Genomic DNA, 20,652 nt, shown 5'->3' with positions numbered 1-20,652 from the left:
TTCAGTTCCGGCGGGCCACGGCGTCGGCGATCCTGGCGATGGGCGACGTCGTCGTCCGGCCGCCCACCATCTCGGCCCGGTCGGCGGCGCGGTAGGCGGCGTACATCCCGCGCACGCCGATCCAGCGCAGCGGTTCGGGCTCCCACCTGCGTACCTTTCTGCCGACCCAGGGCAACCGGGTCAGGTCCGTGTCGGCGCCGAGCACGAGGTCGCGCAGCGTCCTCCCTGCGAGGTTGGTCGTGGCCACGCCGTGACCGACGTAGCCGCCGGCCCAGCCGAGCCCGGTCCGCCGGTCCAGCGCGGCGGTCGAGCACCAGTCCCTCGGCACGCCGAGGACGCCGCACCAGGCGTGTTCGACCGCGGCGTCCCGTACGGCGGGGAAGAGCCGCACCAGGGCGTCACGCAGGGCGCGCACCGTCGTGGCGTGCGTGCGCCCGTCGTCGTCCGTACGGGAGCCGAACAGGTAGGGCACACCGCGCCCGCCGATGGCGATGCGATCGTCGGCCGTCCGCTGGGCGTAGATGTAGGCGTGGGACATGTCGCCGAGCAGTTCGCGGCCCTCCCAGCCGATCCGCTCCCACACCCGGCCGGGCAGCCGCTCCGTGACGATGAGCGAGGAGTTCATCGGCAGCCAGGTCCGCCGCTCGCCCGCCAGCCCGGCGGTGAACCCCTCCGTGGCGCGCAGCACGAAGTCCGCCCGCACGGCGCCGTACGGAGTGCGCGCCTCGTGCGGCACGATCTCCGTCACCGGGGTGGACTCGTAGATCCGCACCCCGAGCCCCTCGACGACCCTCGCGAGCCCCTGCACGAGCTTGGCCGGCTGCACCCTGGCGCAGTGAGGGCTGAACGAGGCGCCGAGCGCGCCGTCCACCCGGATCCTGGCCGTGGTCTGCTCGGCGTCGAGTTGCTCCACCTCGGTGTCGCCCCAGGCCCGGGCCGCCCGCACCTGGGCGGTCAGGCGCGGCAGGTGGGACGGGGCGTGCGCCACCCTGAGGATGCCGCCCTTGACGATGTCGGCGTCGATGCCTTCGGCGCGTGCCACCGCGATGACCTCGTCGACGGTCTCGTTCATCGCCCGCTGGAGGGCCTGCACGCCTTCACCGCCGTGGGTGCGGGCGAACCTGCGGGGCGACCCCGCCAGCGCGCCGGTCAGCCAGCCGCCGTTGCGGCCGGAGGCGCCGTAGCCCGCGAACTTGCGCTCGAGGACGACGACGTCCAGGCTCGGCTGCGCCTTCTTCAGGTAGTAGGCGGTCCACAGGCCGGTGTAGCCGGCCCCGACGATGCAGACGTCCGCGTCGACGGGCCGCTCCAGAGGCGGGCGTCGCGCGGGCAACCCCGTCTCGCGGTACCAGAACGACACTCCGCCGTTGGCGGTCATGTGAGGATCCTTTCGGTGGTGGGGTCGTCGGGCAGCAGGACGCAGTCGTCGGGATGCCAGCAGAGGCGGGCGCGGTCGCCCACCCTCAGGTCGCTCGACGTGCCCGCCTGCTCGCGTACGAGACCCCGCGCGCCGCCGGGCAGCAGCACCTCCAGCTTGCGGGCCGCCCCGAGGTAGATCTCCTCCACCACGGTGACCGGGATCGCGTTCCCGCCGCCGCCGGCGTCGCTCTCGTCGGCCTCCAGGCGGAGCCGTTCCGGCCGCACGACCAGCGCGGCCGGTCCGCTGCGTACCCCGCCGGAAGCCCGTACGGCGAAGCCGTCCAGGTCGAGGCGGGACCGGCTCCCGTCCGGCGTCGCGGTGCCCCGAAGGACCGTGGACTCGCCGAGGAACCGGGCCACGAACAGCGTGGCCGGCCGCTCGTACAGGTCCCGGGCGGTGCCGACCTGCTCGATCCTGGCGTTGTTGAACACCGCGATGCGGTCCGAGAGGACCAGCGCCTCCTCCTGGTCGTGGGTCACGAACACGAAGGTGGACCCGACCTCGCGGTGGATGCGTTTGATCTCCAGTTGCAGGAACTCACGGAGCTTGCGGTCGAGCGCGCCGAGCGGCTCGTCCATGAGCAGGACGCGGGGGCTGAACACGATGGCCCGGGCGAGCGCGACCCGCTGCTGCTGCCCGCCGGACAACTCCCGGGGGTAGCGGGAGGCGTGACCCGGCAGTTGCACGGTCTCCAGGGCGGCGGCGACGAGGCGGTCGCGCTCGGCCCTGGGCACCCTGCGCTGTCGCAGCGGGAAGGCGACGTTCTGGGCGACCGTCATGTGCGGGAAGAGCGCGTAGTGCTGGAACACCACGCCGATGTCCCGTTTGTGCGCGGGCACGGCGCCCACGGGCCGGTCGTCGATCCGGAGGGTCCCGGACGTGATGTCGGTGAAGCCGGCGATCATGTTGAGGGTCGTCGTCTTGCCGGAGCCGGAAGGCCCCAGGAACGTCATGAACTCCCCCGGCTCCACGGTGAGCGTGACGTCGTCGACGGCCACGGCGCCGCCGTAGCGCTTGGTCATGCCGCTCAGGTCGATGCGGGCGCCCTTGCCTGCGGGCAGGGCGGCACCCTCGGGCGGGTCAACGGGCACGGTTCCTCCTTGCGGCCAGGGTGAGGCCACCGCCGACCAGGACCGTGGTGAGGACCAGGATCATGGTCGCGGCGGCGGCGAGCGTGGGATCGGTCTCACGGGTGACGCTCGAGTACATCTGGACGGGCAGGGTGACGAGGGTGGGGCTCTGGATGAACAGGGAGACCACGACCTCGTCGAACGAGGTCACGAACGCGAACAGGGCGCCCGAGACCACACCCGGCATGATCAGCGGCAGGGTGACCTGCCGGAACGTCGCCCACCGCCCGGCGCCCAGGCTCGCGGCCGCGGTCTCCAGCCGGACGTCGAACGTGCGCAGGGAGGCCGTCACGGAGACGACGACGAAGGGCATGGCCAGGACGGTGTGCGCGGCGACGAAGCCGACGAGCGTCCCGGCGAGCCCGAGCTTCAGGAAGACGGCGTAGATCCCGATAGCCAGGATGATGCCCGGGACGATCATCGGGGCGAGCAGCAGTACGCTCGCGGCGGCCGAGCCCCTCCCGTTCGTCCAGCGAGTGAGCCCGAACGCCGCCGCGGTGCCGATAGCGGTCGCGACGACGGCGACGAGAACGCCGACCAGCAGCGAGTTGGCCAGTGCGGCGGTCCACGCCGGATCACCGAAGAAGTTGGCGTACCACCTGGTCGACCAGCCGGTCGGCGGGAACGTCAGCGACACCTTGTCGGTGAAGCCGAGCGGGATCACCACCAGAGTGGGCGCCACCAGCCATGCGGCGACCAGCACACCGGCGGTCCACAGGGCGGCGCGGCCGAGCCGGGCGCTCACCGGGCGCCCGCCTTGCCCCGGCGGCCGGCCCGCATGGCCAGGCCGAGCAGTCCGATCAGCAGCAGGGTGGCGGCGAACAGCACGACCGCCATGGCGCCGCCCCTGCCCCACATCAGCATGCCGCTGACCTGGGTGTACATGAACTGCGAGATCAGCGCCTCACTGGGCGAGCCGAGCAGGGCCGGCGTGACGTAGAAGCCCAGCGAGGTGATGAAGACCATCGTCGCCCCGGCGGCGACTCCCGGCAGGGACAGCGGCACGAAGACGCGCAGCAGCGCGACCAGCGGGCGGGCGCCGAGGCTCTGGGCGGCGGTCAGCAGTCGCCGGTCGATGCCGCTCATCACCGAGTACAGCGGCAGCACCATGAACGGCATGAGGATCTGGACCATCCCGATGAGGACTCCGGTCTGCGTGCGGACCAGGCTCACCGGTCCCAGGCCGAGCAGCCCGAGGAACCCGTTGACGAGGCCGGTGTCCTGCAGCAGCACGAGCCAGGCGAAGGTCCGGACCATGAGGCTGGTCCAGAACGGAAGCATGACGATCAGCAGCAGCGTCGCCCTGGCCCGGGGCGAGGCCACCGTCATCAGGTACGCATAGGGATAGGCGAGGCACAGGCAGATCACGGTCGCCCACAGGGCCGTCGAGAACGTCCTGGTCAGGACGGCGACGTTGGCCGGGGAACCGAAGAACCAGGCGAAGTTGCCGGTTCCCGGCGATGGTGTGGTGAACGCGCTGACGAACGTCTGGGCGACCGGGTACGCGAAGACCGCGAGCAGGACCAGCAGGGCGGGGACGATCAACAGGAACGGCCGGTTCCGCGCCCTGCCCCGGGATCCGCCGCCCTTCTCGGCGGGCGTGGCGGCCGCCGCCGGGCCGCTTGGGGACAGCGGGCTCAGGAGAGCAGCCACTGCTGGAACCTGTCGTTGACGGAGTCACGGTTCTTGCCCCACCACTCGTCGTTCACCTTGACCTGGGTGTCGAGGTGGGTGGTCGGGAGGTTCTCCCTCGCCGAGGGGTCGACCTTGTCCTGCGCCGCCTTGCTCACCGGTCCGTACGGCTGGTACTTCGTGAACTCGGCGGTGGGACCGGCGGAAGTCATGTAGGCGATGAGCTTCATCGCCTCGGCCTTGTTCCTGCTGCCCTTCACCACGACCCAGTACGCCTCCTGCGACAGCCAGGAGTCCCAGGCGATCGTGATGGGGGCGTTCGCCGCCGACAGCACGGCGCGGGCGATCCACACCATGCCCATGACCGCCTCCCCGCTCTCGAGATACTGCTGGGCCTGGGCGCCGGTCTCCCACCAGATGAGCTGGTCCTTGATCGTGGACAGCTTCTTCAGCGCCCGGTCCACGTCGATCGGATAGAGGTCTGCCGGGGCGACGCCGTCGGCGAGCAGCGCGATCTCGAAGATGCCGCCGCCCACCGACTTCCACGCGGTGCGCTTGCCCGGGTACTTCTTCAGGTCGAAGAAGTCCGCCCAGGGGGTGGGCGCGGCGCCACCGGTCTTGTCGGAGCGGTACGCGAGGACGGTGCCCTCGATGTCGGCGGCGACGCGGTACGTCTGCGCGTAGCCGTCGACGATGGACGACTTGTCGACGACCGAGTAGTCGATCGGCTCCAGCCACTGAGCGTCGGACTCGCTGCCGAAGTCGTTCCCGACGACCACGATGTCCCAGGACGGGTTGCTGGACTCGGCCTGCGCCTTGATCTTGGCGTTGTCCGTCGGGCCGTCCTCCTTCACGGTGATCCCGTTCTTGGCGGCGTACGGCGCCCACATGGTTTTGGCCTGGGCCTTCTGGTAGTCGCCGCCGAAGCTCACGACGGTCAGGGTCGCGCCGCCACCGCCACCGCTCGACGACGAGGCGGAGAAGCCACCGCCGCAGGCGCTGAGCACGCCGGAGGCCGCGAGGAGGCCGAGCCCTTGGCCGCCGCGGATGAGCAGCGTTCGGCGGGAGAGCATCCCGTGCGCGCCGGTGTCAGTCACTGGTTCCTCCTGAAGGAGACGGCCGCCCGGCCGCGCCGGGCGAGACAGGGGTGAGGGGAAGGTCGCTTTCCGGCTTCCATCGGGACAGGCGGCGGCCCGCTTCGGCGCCGTGTGCCAGGGCGGTGGCGGGGTCGGTCGTCCCCGCCGCGCCGCCCGCGACCGCCACGCCGCCCGGCAGGGAGTAAGGTCCGTCCGCCTCGTCACGGATGACGTCGAGCGTGACGTCGCCGTGGTAGAGCCGCTGCAGAAGCAGCTCCTCGGCGGGTCGCCGTCCCGCGGCCACCACAACCGTGTCGCATGCCAGCCGCACGACCGGGCCGCCGGCGCCGCGCGTGCCCGGCGGGGCGACCACCAGCCGGCGCACGCCCCGGCGCCCCACGGCCTCCCGTACGGCGTGGCCCGGCAGGTAGGGTACCCGCGCGGCGGCGAGCACCGCCGGGAACGCCCCGGCCGGGATCTCCTGTTCCGGCCGGGGGTCGACGACGGCCGCGAGCGCGACGCCGACGGCGTGGAGCTGCTCGGCGAGGCCGTAACCGTACGGCTCGGCGGCCACCACGACGGCGCGTTCGCCGGGGCGGACGTGATCGACGTTGATCAGACGCTGGACCGGACCGGCCAGCATCACGCCGGGGACGTCGTTGCCGGGGAACGGCATCGGGACGTCGTAGTCGCCGGTCGCGACCAGCAACCGCTCGGGGCGCAGCACCAGCAGGCCGTCCGGAGTGTCCACCGGCAGCACTCCGCTCTCGTACCAGCCGAGCGCGGTCGACGCGGTGAGCACCGTGATCGAGGCGTGCGCCCGCGCCCGGGCCGCGAGGCCGTCCGCCAGCCGGAATCCGGGGACCTCCACGCCGTCGAGGCCGCGCACGCGACGCGTCTCCGCCCGGAGCACGCCGCCCGGCTCGTCGCCCTGGTCCACCAGGACCACCTCCAGCCCGCCCTCGGCGGCGGCCAGGGCGGCGGCCAGCCCGGCCACACCACCGCCGACGACGGCGAGCGAGGTCCGCCGCTCCCCCAGACGGGGTCGGAGCGCCCGTGCGGCGGCGCCGGCCCCCACCGTCCGCCCGCCGCCGGCGATCACGCCCATGAGGCGTTCCGCCAGATGGGCCAGCCGGGGTGACCCGCGGAACAGCCGGAACTGGAAACCCGCCGGAACGAGCGCGGAGAACCGGTCGACCGCCCCGAGCAGATCCCGGTCGGCGCCGGGCCAGGCACGCTCCCGGCGCACCGACTCGCCCCCGCGCAGCGGAGTGGCGCATCCCGGCAGGCCGTACTGACCGTCGACGGTGAGCTGGCAGCCGGGGCACGAGGGGGTGCCGCAGGTCAGCCCGATGCCGCGGGGGCGGTGGTACTTGAAGCTGCGCGAGAGCACCCGCACCCCGGCGGCGTGCAGCGCGGTGGCGACCGGCTCGCCCTCGTAGCCGTGCAGGGTCCGGCCCTCGAACGTGAACGCGACCCGCCTGGACCTGCCCGGCGAAGCTGACGGATGTGTGGTGATGCGCAGGCTCATGCGGCGCTCCCCTCCTCCGCGGCGACCACGAGGGCGCCTTCCTGGATGAGCCGTCCCTCGTGCAGGCGGGTGACCGAGAAGGGCCGGATCAGCTCCGGCATGACGCCCTCGTGGATCCCCCGGGCGAGCAGCGCGCCGGTCGCGGGAGCGCCCATGAAGCCGTAGACCCAGCCGCAGGTCAGGTGGAACCCGCTGACCTCGGGCACCGGACCGATCACCGGGGACAGGTCGTCCGCCTGGTCGACCAGCCCCGCCCAGTGGCGGAGCAGCCGGACCCCGGCCAGCCGGGGCAGCAGCCGGACGAACTTCGCGGCCATGTCGGCGAGCAGCGTGTAGGTGCCGTTGAGGCTGTCGCTGACGTCGGAGTACGGCAACTCGGTCCCGCCCACGAACTCGCCCCTGGCCGTCTGGTGGCAGTAACCGAGCAGTTCCAGGCTGGCGAGCGCGGGACGCAGGAACGGCGCCACCGACTCGGTGACGATCATCTCCAGGCGGCAGGTGCGGGTCGGCAGCCGCACGCCGGCCATCTCGGCGATCGTCCTGGCCCCGCCGCCCGCCGCGTTCACCACGACCGGCGCGGCGACGTCCCCGCGGTCGGTGCGCACGCCGCGTACGGCTCCGCCGGCGACCTCGACACCGGTCACCGTGACCCCGGTGTGGATCTCGACACCGAGGCGCGCGGCGGCCCGGGCGTACCCCCACACGACGGCGTCGTGGTGGGCGAATCCGGCGTGCTCCTGGTAGACGCCGCCCAGCGCGAGATCGGGATTGACCTCGGGCACGATCCGGCGTGCCTCCTCTGCAGTGACGAACTGCGAGCGCACGCCCAGCGCGGCCTGCCGTACGGCGTCGGCCCGGCACCGCTCGACCTGCTCCGGCGTGGAGGCCAGCACCAGGTAGCCGCTGCCGGAGAACAGCACGTTGAAGTCCAGTTCGGCGGAGAGCGTGCGCCAGCGGCGCAGCGACTCGTCGAACAGGCCCGTCCACTCGCGGGAGCCGAACGCGGAGCGGATCATCTCGCCGTTGCGCCCGCTGCCGCCGCCTCCGGGGTAGCTCCGGTCCAGCACCGCCACGTCCCGGACGCCGAGCTTGGCCAGCTCGTACGCCAGGGCGAGGCCCTGCACGCCCGCGCCGACGATCACCACGTCGTACGCGCGGCGGAGCGGGGAGCGGCAGGCTCCGGGGACCGCCATGGTCAGGCACCCCCCGTCGCACCGCTCGCAGCGCCCGTGCCGGGGCCCGTCTCGGGGCCCGTCTGGGCGGGCGGCCCTGCGGACGGCCCGGCGGCGCCGGCGAGCACGCCGAGGAGGACGGGACGCAGCGGGGGCCGGGCCGTGGGGCGCCGGGAGACCCGTCCCTCGTCGCCGCCCGACAGCTCCCGCAGCAGTTCCATGACCGGACCCGCGCAGTGCTTGCCCTGGCAGGGGCCCATGAAGACGGCCGTCGCCCGCTTCAGCGTCTCGGGGTGGGTGTAGCCCGCGGCGTACATCGCCCGGATGTCCTCGACGGTCACGTCATGGCACGGACAGATGATCGTCTTGCCCACCGCCCCCTCCAGTCCATGGCTCGGCGGGACGCTCCGACCTGCGTCAAGCGCCCCGGGTCCGTTAGTACCGCATTATTAGAAGAGCGGGCTCGTTCCCTTGTCAATAGGGCTTTTCGGGTTCCTTCTACGCGTCAGTGATGGCTATAGTGCGACCCGGAGGCGACAGGACAGGACCGTCCGAGAAAGGGCAACGGGTGGACGCCGCACTGGAGGTACGGACCGACGGTCAGCGAGGGCGCATCCTCGCCTCGGTCATCGAACTGGTCGCCGAGATGGGCTACGAGCGGGTCCGGCTGCGGGACGTCGCCAAGCACGCCGGGGTGTCGATCGGCACCCTGCAGCACTACTACGAGACCCGCGACGGGTTGATGCTGGCCGCCTTCGCGCACCACACCGGAAAGATCATTCAGGGACTGGAGGAGATAGCGGCCCGCCATCGCGACCCCTGGGACCGCATCCGCAGTCTGGTGGAATACATCACCCACCCGCGCGGCTTCCGGAACCGCTGCCTCGCGTTCATGGAATACGCCGCCGCGTCCGCGCGGGACAAAGAGCTCAGACGCCTCTTCGGGCTCCAGTACGACGGCTGGCGGGCCCCCATGCACGCCGCGATCGAGGAGGGCCTGGCCAACGGGGCCTTCCGGGTCCACTCGACGGTGGAGGAGACCGTCGACCTGATCCTCACCCAGATCGACGGCTTCGAGATCGCCGTGGCCACACAGGTTTCCGGCATGACCAGAGCCCGCATGCACGACTCGCTGCTCCGCGGCATCTCGGTGCAGCTCGGCCTGCCTCCGTGGACGCCCGGCCAGGTGGCCGCGGGTACCTGACGGCCGGCGACGCCCCCGCGGGGGCCGAAAACAGGTTGCGGGAGACGACCGGAACGCGGAACGCTCCCCGTGTGAAGATGCACGCCGACCAGCTGACGGTGTCGCGGGAGACGGTGCGCGCCTTGGTGGACGAGCAGTTCCCGCAGTGGCGGAGCCTGCCCGTCACCGGCGTCGACGCCCATGGGACGGTCAACGCCATCTTCCGCGTCGGCGATCACTTCACGGCCCGGTTTCCCCTGCAGCCAGGGCCGGTCGACGCGACGCGGCGCCGGCTGGAGTCCGAAGCGGAGGCGGCCCGCGAGCTGGCGGGCAGCACCCGCTTTCCCACGCCGGAGCCGGTCGCGCTCGGCGAGCCCGGTGCGGGATATCCGCTTCCGTGGTCGGTGCAGACGTGGCTGCCCGGCGCCGTGGCGACCGACGAGGACCCGGGCGAGTCGGTCGCGTTCGCCCACGATCTCGCCGATCTCATCGCCGACCTGCGCGCGGTCGGTACGCGTGGCCGTATGTTCTCCGGCAAGGGCCGGGGAGGCGACCTCCGGTCCCACGACGCGTGGATGGAGACCTGCTTCGAGCGCAGTGAAGGGCTGCTGGACGTTCCCCGGCTGCGCCGGATGTGGGAGACGTTCCGGAGCCTGCCGCGCGAAGCGGCCGACGTGATGACCCACGGTGATCTCATCCCCGGCAACGTGCTCGTGTCCGCCGGCCGCCTCGCCGGGATTCTCGACGGCGGCGGCTTCGGGCCGGCCGACCCCGCTCTCGACCTCGTGAGCGCCTGGCATCTGCTGGAGGCGGCGCCGCGCCAGGTGCTCCGTCTTGACCTGGGGTGTGACGACCTCGAGTGGGAGCGGGGCAAGGCGTGGGCCTTCGCGCAGGCGATGGGGGCCGTCTGGTACTACCTCGAGACCAACCCGGCCATGAGCCGGATGGGCCGGCGCACCCTCGAACGCATCCTCGCGGACGACGGGCCCGCCTGAGCCTGCGCCCCTCGGACGCAGGGGCTCAGCCGCGGGTGACGCTGACGCCGCCGAAGACGCTGTAGTTGCGAACCCGGACGACACGCCCGGAGGGACCAGGCGTTCCCGGCTCCACACGGCGTCCGCCGATCAGGCTGAAGCCCTCGACCTCCACCGTGACGTCGGCGGGCACCCGCAGCCGCACGCCGCCCGCGATCGAGATCTTCGTCACCGAGGTGACCGGCGCGATCTCGGCGTCGCTCAGGTCGAGGTCGGCTCCGCCCACGGGGGTGAGGACGACCGTGTCCGCGGGCATCCGCCCCGGCCCCCGGCGCTTCAGGCCGCCGAGAAGGGAGATGTTCCAGTCCGTACGCTGCGATGATGGCGTGTTCGTCATAACCATCACAGTACGGATCAGGCGATGTGGCGATAAGTGCCGCGCGTCGTGTCCTGACCCGTGACACCCGTCATATCCGCAGCTCAGCCGGTCGGCGTAACACGCGCCCGCTGCCGGTATGGGCGGCTCAGGTCGCGGTGAGCCTGCGGACCGGTGACTTGCACGACCGGCGCTGCGACGGCGCCTGCGAGTCGAAGCGAACCTGCCAGTCGCCCGTCGACGGCACCTTCTTCCGCAGGGTGAACCTGCCGTCGGAACCCGTCGTCGCCGACCCCTGCACGGCGTCGGCGCCCGAGCCCGACGGGTCGAACCAGAGGCGGACGCGCTGCTGGGGCAGCGGGTCCCACCGGGCGGGCCCCCCGGCGGGCTCGACCCGGACGAGCAGTGTGCCGGTGTGGGTCGCCTTCCTGCCTCGCCTGCCGCTCTTGGGGCTCGCCGAATAAGTGATCGTGGTCCGGGCCCCGGCGGCTCGCACTGTCGAACGGACCTCGGCGCTCCTCGCGGCGGTCGAGCGCACACGGTCCTCTGCGGCCCTGCGGAACTCCGCCGACCAGAAGCCGGACTCGGTCGCCGTCACCGTCGCGTCGAACCGGCCCGACCTGCCGGTGACGACCCGCGCCACCTCCCTGCGGGCGAGCATGTCGTCGGGCCGGAACAGCAGGGCGACCGTCCGGCCGGGAAGACCGCCCCAGTCGTCCTTCCCGGTCATCGTCTCCAGGCGGCCCGAGACGGTCAGCCGACCCCCCTCGTCGATCGGATCCGGGGACAGCTCGAAGCCGTCGATCCTCGACAGCCGCAGCCCCTCCTCGGCGCGGACCTCGAACTCCCGCTCCTCGGAGACGCCGCCGACGCCGACCACGACGCGCCAGGTCCCCATCGCCGAGTCCCGGCCGAACGCGTGCCCGGCCCGCCACCGCTCCTCGAAGGGCGTGCGCTCCGCGCGCTCGAAGCCCAGGCCCGTACGGGACCCGTCCGGGGCCACCAGGTCGCCCTTCACCTCGGCGGGCGACCCGCTGGTGACCACCTCGAAGGTCGCCACGACCTGGTCCGCGCCGCCGATCGGGACGGGGTCGGGATCGACCTCGACCGACTCGATCTCCACCGGCTCGGTCTCCACGGGCTCGATCTCCATGGGGGCGCCGTCGCCGCTGGGCCGTCGCAGGAGCCGCGCGAGCAGGTGGTGGATGATCGTCATGTCGCTCAGCACACCTTCCGGTAGGGCGCCTCCGGCACGAGGCGCCGCCAATCGTCATCTCCCAGGGCGCCGCCCGCCCGCGCGCACACCTCGGCGGCGGCCCGCTCCGGGTCGATCGTGTAGCGCCGCAGCGTCCCGTCCTGCCCGGCGCTGTAGAGGTACCGCCCGTCCGCGTCGAAGGCGAGCGCGAGCACCCGGCCGGTGTGGACGGCGTACGGCAGGCCCAGCGGCGACCGCGTGCCGGTGTCCCACAGGCGGACCTCCCCGCTCGTGCCGCCGGTGGCGATCAGCCGCCCGTCGGGCGAGTAGGCGAGCGCCACGACGTCGTCGAACCGTCCCTCCTCGGGCGCGAGCGTCCCCGTACGCCGCAGCGTGCGGGCGTCCCACAGGCCCACGCCGGCCTCGTGGAAGCCGGTGGCGATCATCGAGCCGCCGGGGCTGAACGCGATCGACCGCACCCCGTCGAGGACGGGCCCGAATGGACGGCCGGCGACCGTTCCGGTGGCCAGGTCGACCAGGGCGGCGTCCCGTCCGCCGATCGCGAGGACCCGGCCGTCCGGGCTGACCGCCATGACGTCCCATCCGCTGCGGCGCGGGACGGGAATCTCCGCGCCGCGGGCGAGGTCCCACACCCGGACCGGCTCGTAGTCCTCCGCGACGGGTGCCACGGCGAGGACTCCGCCCCCGACCGCCAGCCCGCCCACCGAGCCGGCGCCCGCGACCGGGACGCGGCGCAGCGGGCGGCCGTCCGGCACGCTCCAGAGGCTCACCGTCGCGGCCTCGCCCGGCGCCTCGCCCGCGGGAACGGAGGCGAGCGTGTGGACGTCGGGGAAGGCGAGCGCCCCGGCCGGTGTGCCGCCGAGCGGTGGCCCGAGGCGGATGTCCCTGGCCGGATCCCACAGGAGCGGCCCTTTCCCGGCCGGCGAGACGGCGAGCGTCCGTGCGCCCGGGGCGAAGGCGGCGGCGACCGCCGACGGGGACACCGCCGTGGAGCGGGCCCCCGCCCCGGCGTCCACCGTGGCGACCCTGCCGCCGCTCAGCAGGTAGCGCAGCACCGGGCCGCCCGCCGCGCCGGTGGCGACCCTGATGTCCGGCATGCCGGTGGTGTCCCCCGGCGTGGAGTAGGCCAGCAGGCCACCGCCGTCCGCGCTCCACAGGCCGGCGCCGGTGCGGTCGAAGGTCAGGACGAGCCTGCCGCCGTCGCCGTACGCGAGCCACACGGCGGAGGCGCCCTCCAGGACGGTGGCGCGGCGGCGGCCGGTGGACAGGTCCCAGAAGCCGACGTTCCCGCCGTGGCCGACCGCGATCGTGCGGCCGTCGGGGCTGAAGGCGACGGCGTCCGCCCTGCCGCCCGCGGGGGCGGGAAGGCGCCGCGGGCCGTGCGCGCGCCCCGCGACCGGCTCGTACAACCGGTACCGGCCGTCGTCCAGCAGCACGACCGCGTGCCGCGCGGAGACCTCGACCCCCTCGGCCCGCTCGTCGCGCACGTCGAGGAGTGCGACACCGCGAAGGGCGTCCCAGACCTGGCCCCGATGGCCGGGCGCGAGCACGGCGAGGCGCCGGCCGTCCGGGCCGAACGTCATCTCCAGTGCGCCGTTCCCGAACGCCGGCCCGAGCGGACGGCCGGTGGACAGGTCCCACACGCGCAGACGGCCGCCGTCGGAAACCGCGAGGCGGTGGCCGTCGGGGCTGAGCGCGACGGCGTCGGGGTCCGGTCCGATGCCCTGGGCGCCCCCGGCCACGCGGTGGGCGGCCACCTCCCACAGGACCGCCCGGCCGGCGTCGGCGACGGCGAGCAGCCGGCCGTCCCCGCTCAGGTCGAACCGGGCTCCTGCGGTGACGGGCGGGGGCGGGTCGATCCGCCGCAGCGGCTGGGCGAGCGAGCTGTAGAGGGCCGCCCGCGCCTCGGGCACCCCGGCCAGCCGCCAGGCGGCCACGCTCAGCGCCATCGCCCGGGTGGGATCGGACGAGCGCGAGGTCTCGGCCAAAGCGGCGAGCCGCCGGGCCACGGCCACGTCCCGCTGCCGCTCGGCGGACGACTTCAGGTTGAGGGCCAGCCCGGCCGAGGTCGCCGCGACGGCCACGAGCACGGCGAGCGCGGCGTTGAGGCGGCGGCGCCGCCGGGCGCGGACCTGGACGAGGGCCCGGGACGCGTCGAGGAACGCCTTCTCGAGCGTGTTCAGCGTGACGTGATGGCGCGCGGTCGCCGCCCAGCCGAGCGCCGTCTCCAGCGCCGTCCCCTGGTAGAGGTCGCCGGGACGCCGCCCGTGCAGGTCCCACGTGCGGGCGGCCTCGGTCAGCGGCCGCTGCACCCGCAGGCCCGCCCGATCCGCGTCGACCCACCCGCGCAGCCGGGGCCAGGCGCGCAGCAGGGCGGTCGCGGCGAGCACGACCGTCTCGCCCTCCCGGACGACGAGGTCGGCGCGGGCGAAGCCGGACAGCACCCGGCCGGCCGTCTCCCGGTCGACCACGCCGTCGAGGAGCTCGTCCTCGGGCACCGGCCGGGGAAGGTCGTCGTTGCCCTCCCCCGGCGCGACCATGCGCAGCAGGATCCGCGGCACCAGCGCCTGGTCGGCCGGAACGAGCGCGCCGTACGCCTCCTCGGCCACGGCCGCGAGGGAGGGCGGCGCGCCGGCCCTGGACGCCCCGAGACCCTCGGCCGTACGGGTGCCCTCCGCGAGCAGCGCCTCGCCTCGCGGCGACGGGTGCCCGAGCAGCGTCGCGAGGAGGGTGTCCGCGTCCGGTCTGGCCTCCGGGTCCTTGTCGAGCGCGCGGGCCACCAGGCCGCGCAGCGGCTCCCCCAGCGCCGTCAGGTCCGGTTCGGCCGCCAGGATGCGGTGCAGCAGGGCCGCCACCCCGGTCAGCGCCTGCCCCGCCGCGCCCGGACCGCCGCCGGGTACGGGCAGACGGGCGGCCCCCTCGGCGAACGGCTCCCGGCCGGTGGCGGCGAACAGCGTCACGGCTCCCCATGCCCAGATGTCGACGGCGGGGCCCGCCCGCGCCCCGAGCACGCTTTCCGGAGCCATGAAGGCCGGTGTGCCGGCGACGTGCCCGGTCGTCGTCAGCGACATGTCGGCGGTCCGCGCGATGCCGAAGTCGATGACCCGCGGCCCTTCGGGGCCGATCAGCACGTTGTCCGGTTTGAGGTCGCGGTGGACCACCGACGCCCCGTGGATGGCGGCCAGCGCCGTCGCGATGCCCGTGGCGAGACGGTGCAGCTCCCCCGGCCCGTACGGCCCGTCCCGCGCGACCGCCGCGCGCAGGCTCGGCCCGGCGACGAACTCGCTCACGATGTACGGCTGGGGGCCCTCCAGGTCGGCGGCGATGACCCTGGCCGTGCAGAAGGGCGCGACCCGCCGCGCGGCGGCGACCTCCTTGGCGAACCGCGCCCTCGCCCGCGCGTCGCCCGGCCCGCCCGCCGGGCGGAGGACCTTGACGGCCACCCGGCGGCCGGCCTCGTCGTAGGCCTCGTACACGACGCCCTGCCCGCCCTCGCCCAGGCGCCCGGCCAGCCAGTAGCCGCCGAGCCTGCGCGGATCGCCGGGGAGCAGGACGGTCGCCATCCAGACCTCCCGCCAGCCGGAGACCGCATGCCCCGATCGTGCTACGGGGATCCGGTGCCGCCAAGACCAGACGGGTGATCGGTGTCTCGCCGTTCCGTCCCCCGGGACGGGGGCGGCCCCGGACGCGGAAAGCGCCCGGGGCCGCCTGAGCCGGATGTCGTACTACAGCGTCTTGTAACCGAGGCGGACCTGCATCCCGTCGGGGTCCGCGGCGCAGTTCAGCAGGGCGCCCGTGATCGAGACCGCCACGTTGACGTTGTAGCAGGAGTCGACCCAGTCGTCGTCGTCCGTGACCCAGCCCGTCGGCAGGGCACTCACGATCTTGTCGGCCACCTGCACGTACTGGCCGTTGCCGCTGACGACGAGCGCTCCGTCCACGACCGCGCGGACCAGACCGGACAGGTCGGCGTTGTCGTCGTGTTCCATCCACACCACGTCGAGGGAGCTCCAGCTGAAGTTGGACCATTCGATCAGGACCTGTCCCGGGGCGTAGGACTTGCCCTCCTCCTGGATGTAGGGCATCTCCAGCTGGTCGACCCGGGCCTTGCCGTCGGTGCCCGCGCCCGCGACCCAGGCGTAGATCTCCGGGCCGCCCTTGTACCAGGGCTCGTGGTCGTTCACGTTGGTGATGCGGAAGATGGTGGACACCGGACGGGTTCCGGCGGCCGCGCTCTGCTGGGCCTCCTCCGCCGAGCGGTCGGTGCCGCCGATGCCGGCCGCGGTCAGGGCCTGCCGGATCGCGCGCTGCGCCAGCTCGGCGTCCTTGCGCTCGTCGAGCCCGACGACGAGCACGGGGCGCTCGGGCGCCTTGAACGCGTCGAGTTGCCACGCGCGCCCCTTCGAGTCGTACGCGACGAGGGTTCGCACCTTCTTCTCGTCGGCCGAGGGCGTGGCCGTCACCAGACTGCCCGCCGAGATCCGCCCGGCCATGGCCGGATCGATCCGGATCTGCAGCAGCGACTCCTGCGCCTGGATGCCCTTGAGCCGCAGCACCTCGGTGTTGGCCCTGCGGGCGTATTCGGCCAGTTCTCCGGTGCCCGGTGCCGAGGCGAGCAGCGCCGCGAGGTCGGCCTCCCCGTCACCGGCCAACTCGTGGACGAGAGCGTCCCGGAACCGCGGCTCGTCGAGCCGCCGGGCCACCTGCTCGGCCAGATGGCGCTTGAAGCCGTCCATGGCGGCCGCCCGCTGGTCGGCGGACGGCCCTGCGACGGACTGGAGGGAGGGAAGGGGCGTGGCCGCCGCGGAGGGTGCGGCGGCCACGCCGCCGAGGAGGGCGGCGGCCAGGGCGATTGTGGGGATTCTCTTCATCGACTTTCCTCACGTCTGGTTGACACGTCCCGGCAGGAGCGGCACGCGGCCGTCCGTGCGGGCCCGTCGGCGTGGGTCTCACGAGACGGTCAGGCGGACGCACCGGCCGTGCCGGCGCTTCGACACGACACCGCCGACCGCTGATGAACCGTGGCGGTACGGCGAGTTCGTGCCGGGAGAATCGTCACATTTGCCACTTACGACGTACTTTTCGCCGAGGGAAACCAGCACTTTCGATTTCTCTTAAGCAGCCGGAAAGCAGCCGAAGCGCCCCGTCGGCCGCACGGCGCTCCTATCCCTCCCGACCAGCGCGGACTCTTTCATTCGCCGCACCATGTGGCCGTCATGGTGAAAATCGGGGTCCCGCTTCCGGTGGATTCGGCATCCGTCTCACGAGTGACGAGCCGGGGTGATGTTCTCCGTAATCATGCGGAAGTAGCCGCCAACCTCACGTCGCCAGCAGGCACCGGTGCGGAACGGCGAAGCAGGGCGCTCGGACAGGGGGATCGAGAAGTTGCTTCACGAGCGACACAGCACGAAGGTCGCATTCCGCGTTCTGGGCTCGCTCGAGGTCTACATAGGGGGAACGCCCGTCAGGCTCGGCGGCCGCAAGCAGAGAGCGGTTCTGGGGCGGCTGCTCGTCGCGCCCGGCAGGGTCGTCCCCACCGGCACCCTCATCGAGGACCTGTACGAGGGCGCGGCACAGGACGGCGCGCTGCCCTCGCTCCACGTGCACGTCTCCAACCTGCGCCGGGCCCTCGAACCGGGACGCGTTCCGCGCACTCCGTCCCGTCTGCTCGTCGCCCGCCCGCCCGGCTACCTCCTCGTCGCCTCCGACGTCGACGCGCTGAAGTTCGCCAGGCTCGTCACCGGCTCGGAGCACCTGCCCGCCGAGCGGGTGCTGGCCATGACGAAGGAGGCGCTGGCGCTGTGGCGCGGGACGCCGTACAGCGAGTTCGCCGGGGAGCTGTGGGCGTTACCCGAGGTCAACCGGTTGTCCGAGCTACGCCAGGTGGCGGTGGAGCGGCGCGCCGCAGCTCTGCTGGAGCTCGGCCGCCCGCAGGCGGCGATCCACGACCTGGAGCATGAGTCGGCCGAGCATCCGCTGCGCGAGCGGCTGTGGTGCCTGTTGGCGCTGGCCCTCTACCGCAGCGGGCGGCAGGCGGACGCCCTGGCGGCGCTACGCCGGGCGCGCGAGATCGTCAGGGAACAGCTCGGCGTGGATCCGGGCCCCGAACTGCAGGCTCTGGAAGACGGCATCCTCCGCCAGGACCCGTGTCTCCTGCCCCCGTCGCGGCCCGTCCCCGTACCTGCCCCACCTGTGCCTGCCCCACCTGTGCCTGCCGCATCCGGAAACGACCACGCGCCGTCGAGGCAGGGCCGGGACGAGCAACTCGAGGAGATGGAGACGGTGCTCCATCGCGGCGGGGTCAACACCATCGCGGTCAGCGGCGAACCGGGGATAGGCAAGACGTGGCTGCTGCGGTCCTTTCTGCAACGGTGCACTCCGGCGGACGACCTCGTGGTCCTCTGGGGCGACTGTCAAGAGGTCGACGGCGCCGTGCCGCTCTGGCCCTGGATCCCGGCTCTGAGGACGCTGGCGGGGGTCCATCCGCCCGGCGACCGGGCCGCGTTGGCCGGCCTGCTGAGCGGCGAGCCCCCGGCCGGGCTGCCGGGCGGAGCGAATCTCCAGCGGCGCCGGGCCATCGCCGACTGGCTCGTCTCCGCCGCCCGGGTCCGGCCGACCCTTGTCGTCTTCGACGACCTGCACTGGGCGGATGCTGCGACGCTCCGGTTGCTGGGCGACGTGATCTCCCTCACCAAGGACCGGAAGGAGCAGCTCCAGCTCACGCTGGTCATGGCGTTCCGCGACGACGTGGACTGCCCCGCCGTTGAGGACCTCTTGCGCCGGCTTGCCCGCCACGGTCTGCTGCGCCTCCACCTGACCGGCCTCAGCGCCGACGCCGTACAGGCGGTCGCGGCGGCCATGAAGACCGAACTCGACGCGTCCAGCGCCCGCCGGCTGACCGAGCGCACCGGCGGCAACCCGTTCTTCGTACGCGAGATCCTCCGGCTGCTCTCGCGAGGGCGCCCTCTGGACACGCTGCCCGGCGCGGTCGCCGATCTCATCGGCCAGCGGCTGGCCACGGCCGGCCCGATGGTGGACGACGTGCTGCGGATCGCCGCGGTCGTCGGCCGCGAGTTCGACCCCGAGGTCGTCGCCGAGGTCCTCCGCGCGCCGGCCTACCACGTGCTGGACCGGGCCGTCAGGGCGGGGCTGGTCGTCCCGGCCAGCAAGCGCCTGGCCTTCGCCAACGACCTGGTGAGGGAGACCCTCCTTCAGCGGATTCCGCCCCTGCGCAAGGCCACCGTCCATCGAGAGGTGATGACGGCCCTCGCCGCCCGCCCGGGTGTCGATCTGCCGGTCGTCGCCCACCACGCGATCGAGGCCGGCCCGGCGGCCTACGGGGAGGCGGTCCGCTGGTGCAGGGCGACGGCTGAGCAGGCGGCCCTCCGCTTCGACTATGAGAATGCCGCCATCTGGTGGTCGCATGCGGTGGCGGCGCACGGCTCCTCCGCCGGAGATCCCGCCGACCATGTGGAACTCCTGTTATGCCAGCGGCGGGCCCTGCTCGCGGCGGGAGATCCGGCGCGCGCCCGGCAGGTGTGGGCGCAGGCCCTGAGGGTCGCCGACCGCATCGGCGGCCGGGACGGCGCCGAACTGGCCGTGCGGGTCCTGACGGCGCTCGACGCGCCCTCGATGTGGACGGCATGCCGGACGTGGGACGAATGGGACGTCCGGCTGGAGCATCGCTTCGAGATGGCCCTGCGGACGGTGCCCGACGCCGACGGCCCCGTACGGGCGAGGCTGCTCGCGGGGCTGGCCCAGGAGCTGTACAGGAACCGGGACACCCGCAGCCGCCTCTACGCGGCCGAGGCCGTGGCGATGGCGCGCAGGATGGACGAGCCGCTGCTGCTGATGCAGACGCTCAACACGCGCTACGCCTCGATTCCCGGCGAGGACGGGAAGCAGCGGCAGGCGACGGCCGAGGAGCTGAACGGGCTGGCACGGCGAACGTCGGCGCCCGACTTCGAGTTGCTGGCCCAGATGATGCTCACGCACCACCGGCTGCGGGAATACGACGTGGCGGGAGCGGACCGGGCGGCGGCGCGCTGCGACGCACTCCTCGAACGGCTGCCGCTGCCGGGACCGCGATTCCATCACACCCTGTGGCAGGCGGGGCGCCTCGTCCTGGCCGGCAGGTTCGGCCGCGCCCAGCGCATGTACCGGGAGGCAGAACGGCAGGCCGACCGGATCGGCATGTGCGACGCGGGCGCCGCCGTGACCCTCGGCCGCGTCGTCCTCGCCTACCATCGGGGGACGATCGCCGAGGCGGGGCCGCTGATCGGCTCTGTCACCGGCCTGCACCGGGCCGTGGAGCAGAGTCTGAGAGTCCTCCACCTGTCGGCGCGGGGCCGGGCCGAGGAGGCGAGGAAGACCGCCGGCGACGGCTGGCTGTCTCCGCCCGCCGATTCGTCATGGCTCACCGCGACGTGTCTTCAGGGGGCGGCACAGGCGGCGATGGGTGACGTCGTGGCCTGCGGGGTCACCTACGACGCCCTCCTCCCCCACTGCGGCCGGATATCGGTGGGCGCGGCGTTCGCCTTCCTCGGGCCCGTCGACTGGTTCCTTGCGATGCTCGCCTGGACCAGGAACGACCGCGCGGCCGCCCGACGGCACGCCGCGGACCTGGCGGAGCGTGCCGGACGTGCGGGCCTGCTCGCGTGGCGCGACCGCGCGCTGGGGGTGGCGCGGATGGGACGCTCACCGCTGGAACCGCCGGACGGCGACGCCTTGCGACAGTGAGACGCCGCGGCCGGCGAGCGGGTCGTGGCCTCCCCGCGTTCTCCACGGACACGGGGGCGTCCCGGACGCCTCCCATGATCGTCGACTCCGCGCTGCTCGCCCGGCCCGCAGCGCAGGAGTCCGGCACAGAGGGCGTGTCTTCTCGACCGGTACGGCCGGCGCCCGATAGGAGTAGGAACACTCCCCCCTTCCTGATCGAGATC

At 73.4% G+C, this 20,652-nt stretch carries 15 protein-coding genes; 3 read left to right on the top strand and 12 right to left on the bottom strand.

What is annotated here, in order from left to right; all coding sequences use genetic code 11:
* Position 1: 1 nt before the first annotated feature.
* The 8 genes from FH610_RS32970 to FH610_RS32935 are packed head-to-tail and all read right to left on the bottom strand — an operon-like array spanning position 2 to position 8,335.
* The gene (locus FH610_RS32970; RefSeq protein WP_139579143.1) at positions 2 to 1,378 is read right to left on the bottom strand and encodes an NAD(P)/FAD-dependent oxidoreductase; all 1,377 of its coding nucleotides are present in this window, start codon (positions 1,376 to 1,378) and stop codon (positions 2 to 4) included.
* Entirely contained in the window at positions 1,375 to 2,511 is a 1,137-nt protein-coding gene (locus FH610_RS32965) for an ABC transporter ATP-binding protein (RefSeq protein WP_205826243.1), read from the bottom strand. Before FH610_RS32965 ends, FH610_RS32970 begins: the two co-directional genes overlap by 4 nt.
* A complete protein-coding gene (locus FH610_RS32960; RefSeq protein ID WP_139579142.1) occupies positions 2,501 to 3,295 on the bottom strand; it encodes an ABC transporter permease in 795 nt (264 codons plus the stop codon). Before FH610_RS32960 ends, FH610_RS32965 begins: the two co-directional genes overlap by 11 nt.
* Positions 3,292 to 4,203, bottom strand: a complete 912-nt coding sequence (locus FH610_RS32955; RefSeq protein WP_205826242.1) for an ABC transporter permease — start codon at positions 4,201 to 4,203, stop codon at positions 3,292 to 3,294. The genes FH610_RS32960 and FH610_RS32955 overlap by 4 nt, the downstream gene beginning before the upstream one ends.
* Positions 4,188 to 5,279 (bottom strand): ABC transporter substrate-binding protein, encoded by a 1,092-nt coding sequence (locus FH610_RS32950; RefSeq protein ID WP_139579141.1) that lies wholly within the window; start codon positions 5,277 to 5,279, stop codon positions 4,188 to 4,190. Before FH610_RS32950 ends, FH610_RS32955 begins: the two co-directional genes overlap by 16 nt.
* Positions 5,272 to 6,789 (bottom strand): FAD-dependent oxidoreductase, encoded by a 1,518-nt coding sequence (locus tag FH610_RS32945; RefSeq protein WP_139579140.1) that lies wholly within the window; start codon positions 6,787 to 6,789, stop codon positions 5,272 to 5,274. Before FH610_RS32945 ends, FH610_RS32950 begins: the two co-directional genes overlap by 8 nt.
* Positions 6,786 to 7,982 (bottom strand): FAD-dependent oxidoreductase, encoded by a 1,197-nt coding sequence (locus FH610_RS32940; protein ID WP_139579139.1) that lies wholly within the window; start codon positions 7,980 to 7,982, stop codon positions 6,786 to 6,788. The genes FH610_RS32945 and FH610_RS32940 overlap by 4 nt, the downstream gene beginning before the upstream one ends.
* Positions 7,983 to 7,984: 2 nt before the next feature.
* Complete coding sequence (locus tag FH610_RS32935) at positions 7,985 to 8,335, bottom strand: (2Fe-2S)-binding protein (protein WP_139579138.1); 351 nt, start codon at positions 8,333 to 8,335, stop codon at positions 7,985 to 7,987.
* A gap of 194 nt (positions 8,336 to 8,529) precedes the next feature.
* On the opposite strand from FH610_RS32935, the gene FH610_RS32930 reads away from it, so the two are divergent.
* On the top strand, positions 8,530 to 9,165 hold the full coding sequence (locus FH610_RS32930) for a TetR/AcrR family transcriptional regulator (protein ID WP_161628137.1): 636 nt from the start codon (positions 8,530 to 8,532) through the stop codon (positions 9,163 to 9,165).
* Positions 9,166 to 9,242: 77 nt separating this feature from the next.
* The gene (locus FH610_RS32925; RefSeq protein WP_139579215.1) at positions 9,243 to 10,139 is read left to right on the top strand and encodes an aminoglycoside phosphotransferase family protein; all 897 of its coding nucleotides are present in this window, start codon (positions 9,243 to 9,245) and stop codon (positions 10,137 to 10,139) included.
* 25 nt (positions 10,140 to 10,164) lie between these two features.
* Here the strand turns inward: FH610_RS32925 and FH610_RS32920 are convergent, their stop codons facing one another.
* The 4 genes from FH610_RS32920 to FH610_RS32905 all read right to left on the bottom strand — a co-directional run bounded on the left by FH610_RS32920 (position 10,165) and on the right by FH610_RS32905 (position 16,581).
* A complete protein-coding gene (locus FH610_RS32920) occupies positions 10,165 to 10,515 on the bottom strand; it encodes a hypothetical protein (protein ID WP_139579136.1) in 351 nt (116 codons plus the stop codon).
* Positions 10,516 to 10,642: 127 nt separating this feature from the next.
* A complete protein-coding gene (locus FH610_RS32915; protein ID WP_139579135.1) occupies positions 10,643 to 11,710 on the bottom strand; it encodes a hypothetical protein in 1,068 nt (355 codons plus the stop codon).
* Between the two features lie 5 nt (positions 11,711 to 11,715).
* Positions 11,716 to 15,273 (bottom strand): WD40 repeat domain-containing serine/threonine protein kinase, encoded by a 3,558-nt coding sequence (locus FH610_RS32910; protein WP_139579134.1) that lies wholly within the window; start codon positions 15,271 to 15,273, stop codon positions 11,716 to 11,718.
* A gap of 162 nt (positions 15,274 to 15,435) precedes the next feature.
* A complete protein-coding gene (locus FH610_RS32905) occupies positions 15,436 to 16,581 on the bottom strand; it encodes a DUF3103 family protein (protein ID WP_139579133.1) in 1,146 nt (381 codons plus the stop codon).
* A 514-nt stretch (positions 16,582 to 17,095) separates the two neighbouring features.
* Between FH610_RS32905 and FH610_RS32900 the strand changes: the two genes are divergently transcribed.
* On the top strand, positions 17,096 to 20,449 hold the full coding sequence (locus tag FH610_RS32900) for an ATP-binding protein (protein WP_161628136.1): 3,354 nt from the start codon (positions 17,096 to 17,098) through the stop codon (positions 20,447 to 20,449).
* The last annotated feature ends 203 nt before the right edge of the window (positions 20,450 to 20,652 follow it).

Origin of the sequence: Microbispora catharanthi, from assembly GCF_006334915.2 — a bacterium.
In the GTDB taxonomy this organism is placed as follows: domain Bacteria; phylum Actinomycetota; class Actinomycetes; order Streptosporangiales; family Streptosporangiaceae; genus Microbispora; species Microbispora catharanthi.
This window is presented reverse-complemented; position numbering and strand designations above follow the sequence as displayed.

Bases quoted from the DNA above. Each gene is read 5' to 3' on its own strand.
- FH610_RS32970 (WP_139579143.1), bottom strand. From the start codon at position 1,378: ATGACCGCCAACGGCGGAGTGTCGTTCTGGTACCGCGAGACGGGGTTG.
- FH610_RS32945 (WP_139579140.1), bottom strand. From the start codon at position 6,789: ATGAGCCTGCGCATCACCACACATCCGTCAGCTTCGCCGGGCAGGTCC.
- FH610_RS32940 (WP_139579139.1), bottom strand. From the start codon at position 7,982: ATGGCGGTCCCCGGAGCCTGCCGCTCCCCGCTCCGCCGCGCGTACGAC.
- FH610_RS32925 (WP_139579215.1), top strand. From the start codon at position 9,243: ATGCACGCCGACCAGCTGACGGTGTCGCGGGAGACGGTGCGCGCCTTG.
- FH610_RS32920 (WP_139579136.1), bottom strand. From the start codon at position 10,515: ATGACGAACACGCCATCATCGCAGCGTACGGACTGGAACATCTCCCTT.
- FH610_RS32915 (WP_139579135.1), bottom strand. From the start codon at position 11,710: ATGACGATCATCCACCACCTGCTCGCGCGGCTCCTGCGACGGCCCAGC.
- FH610_RS32910 (WP_139579134.1), bottom strand. From the start codon at position 15,273: ATGGCGACCGTCCTGCTCCCCGGCGATCCGCGCAGGCTCGGCGGCTAC.
- FH610_RS32905 (WP_139579133.1), bottom strand. From the start codon at position 16,581: ATGAAGAGAATCCCCACAATCGCCCTGGCCGCCGCCCTCCTCGGCGGC.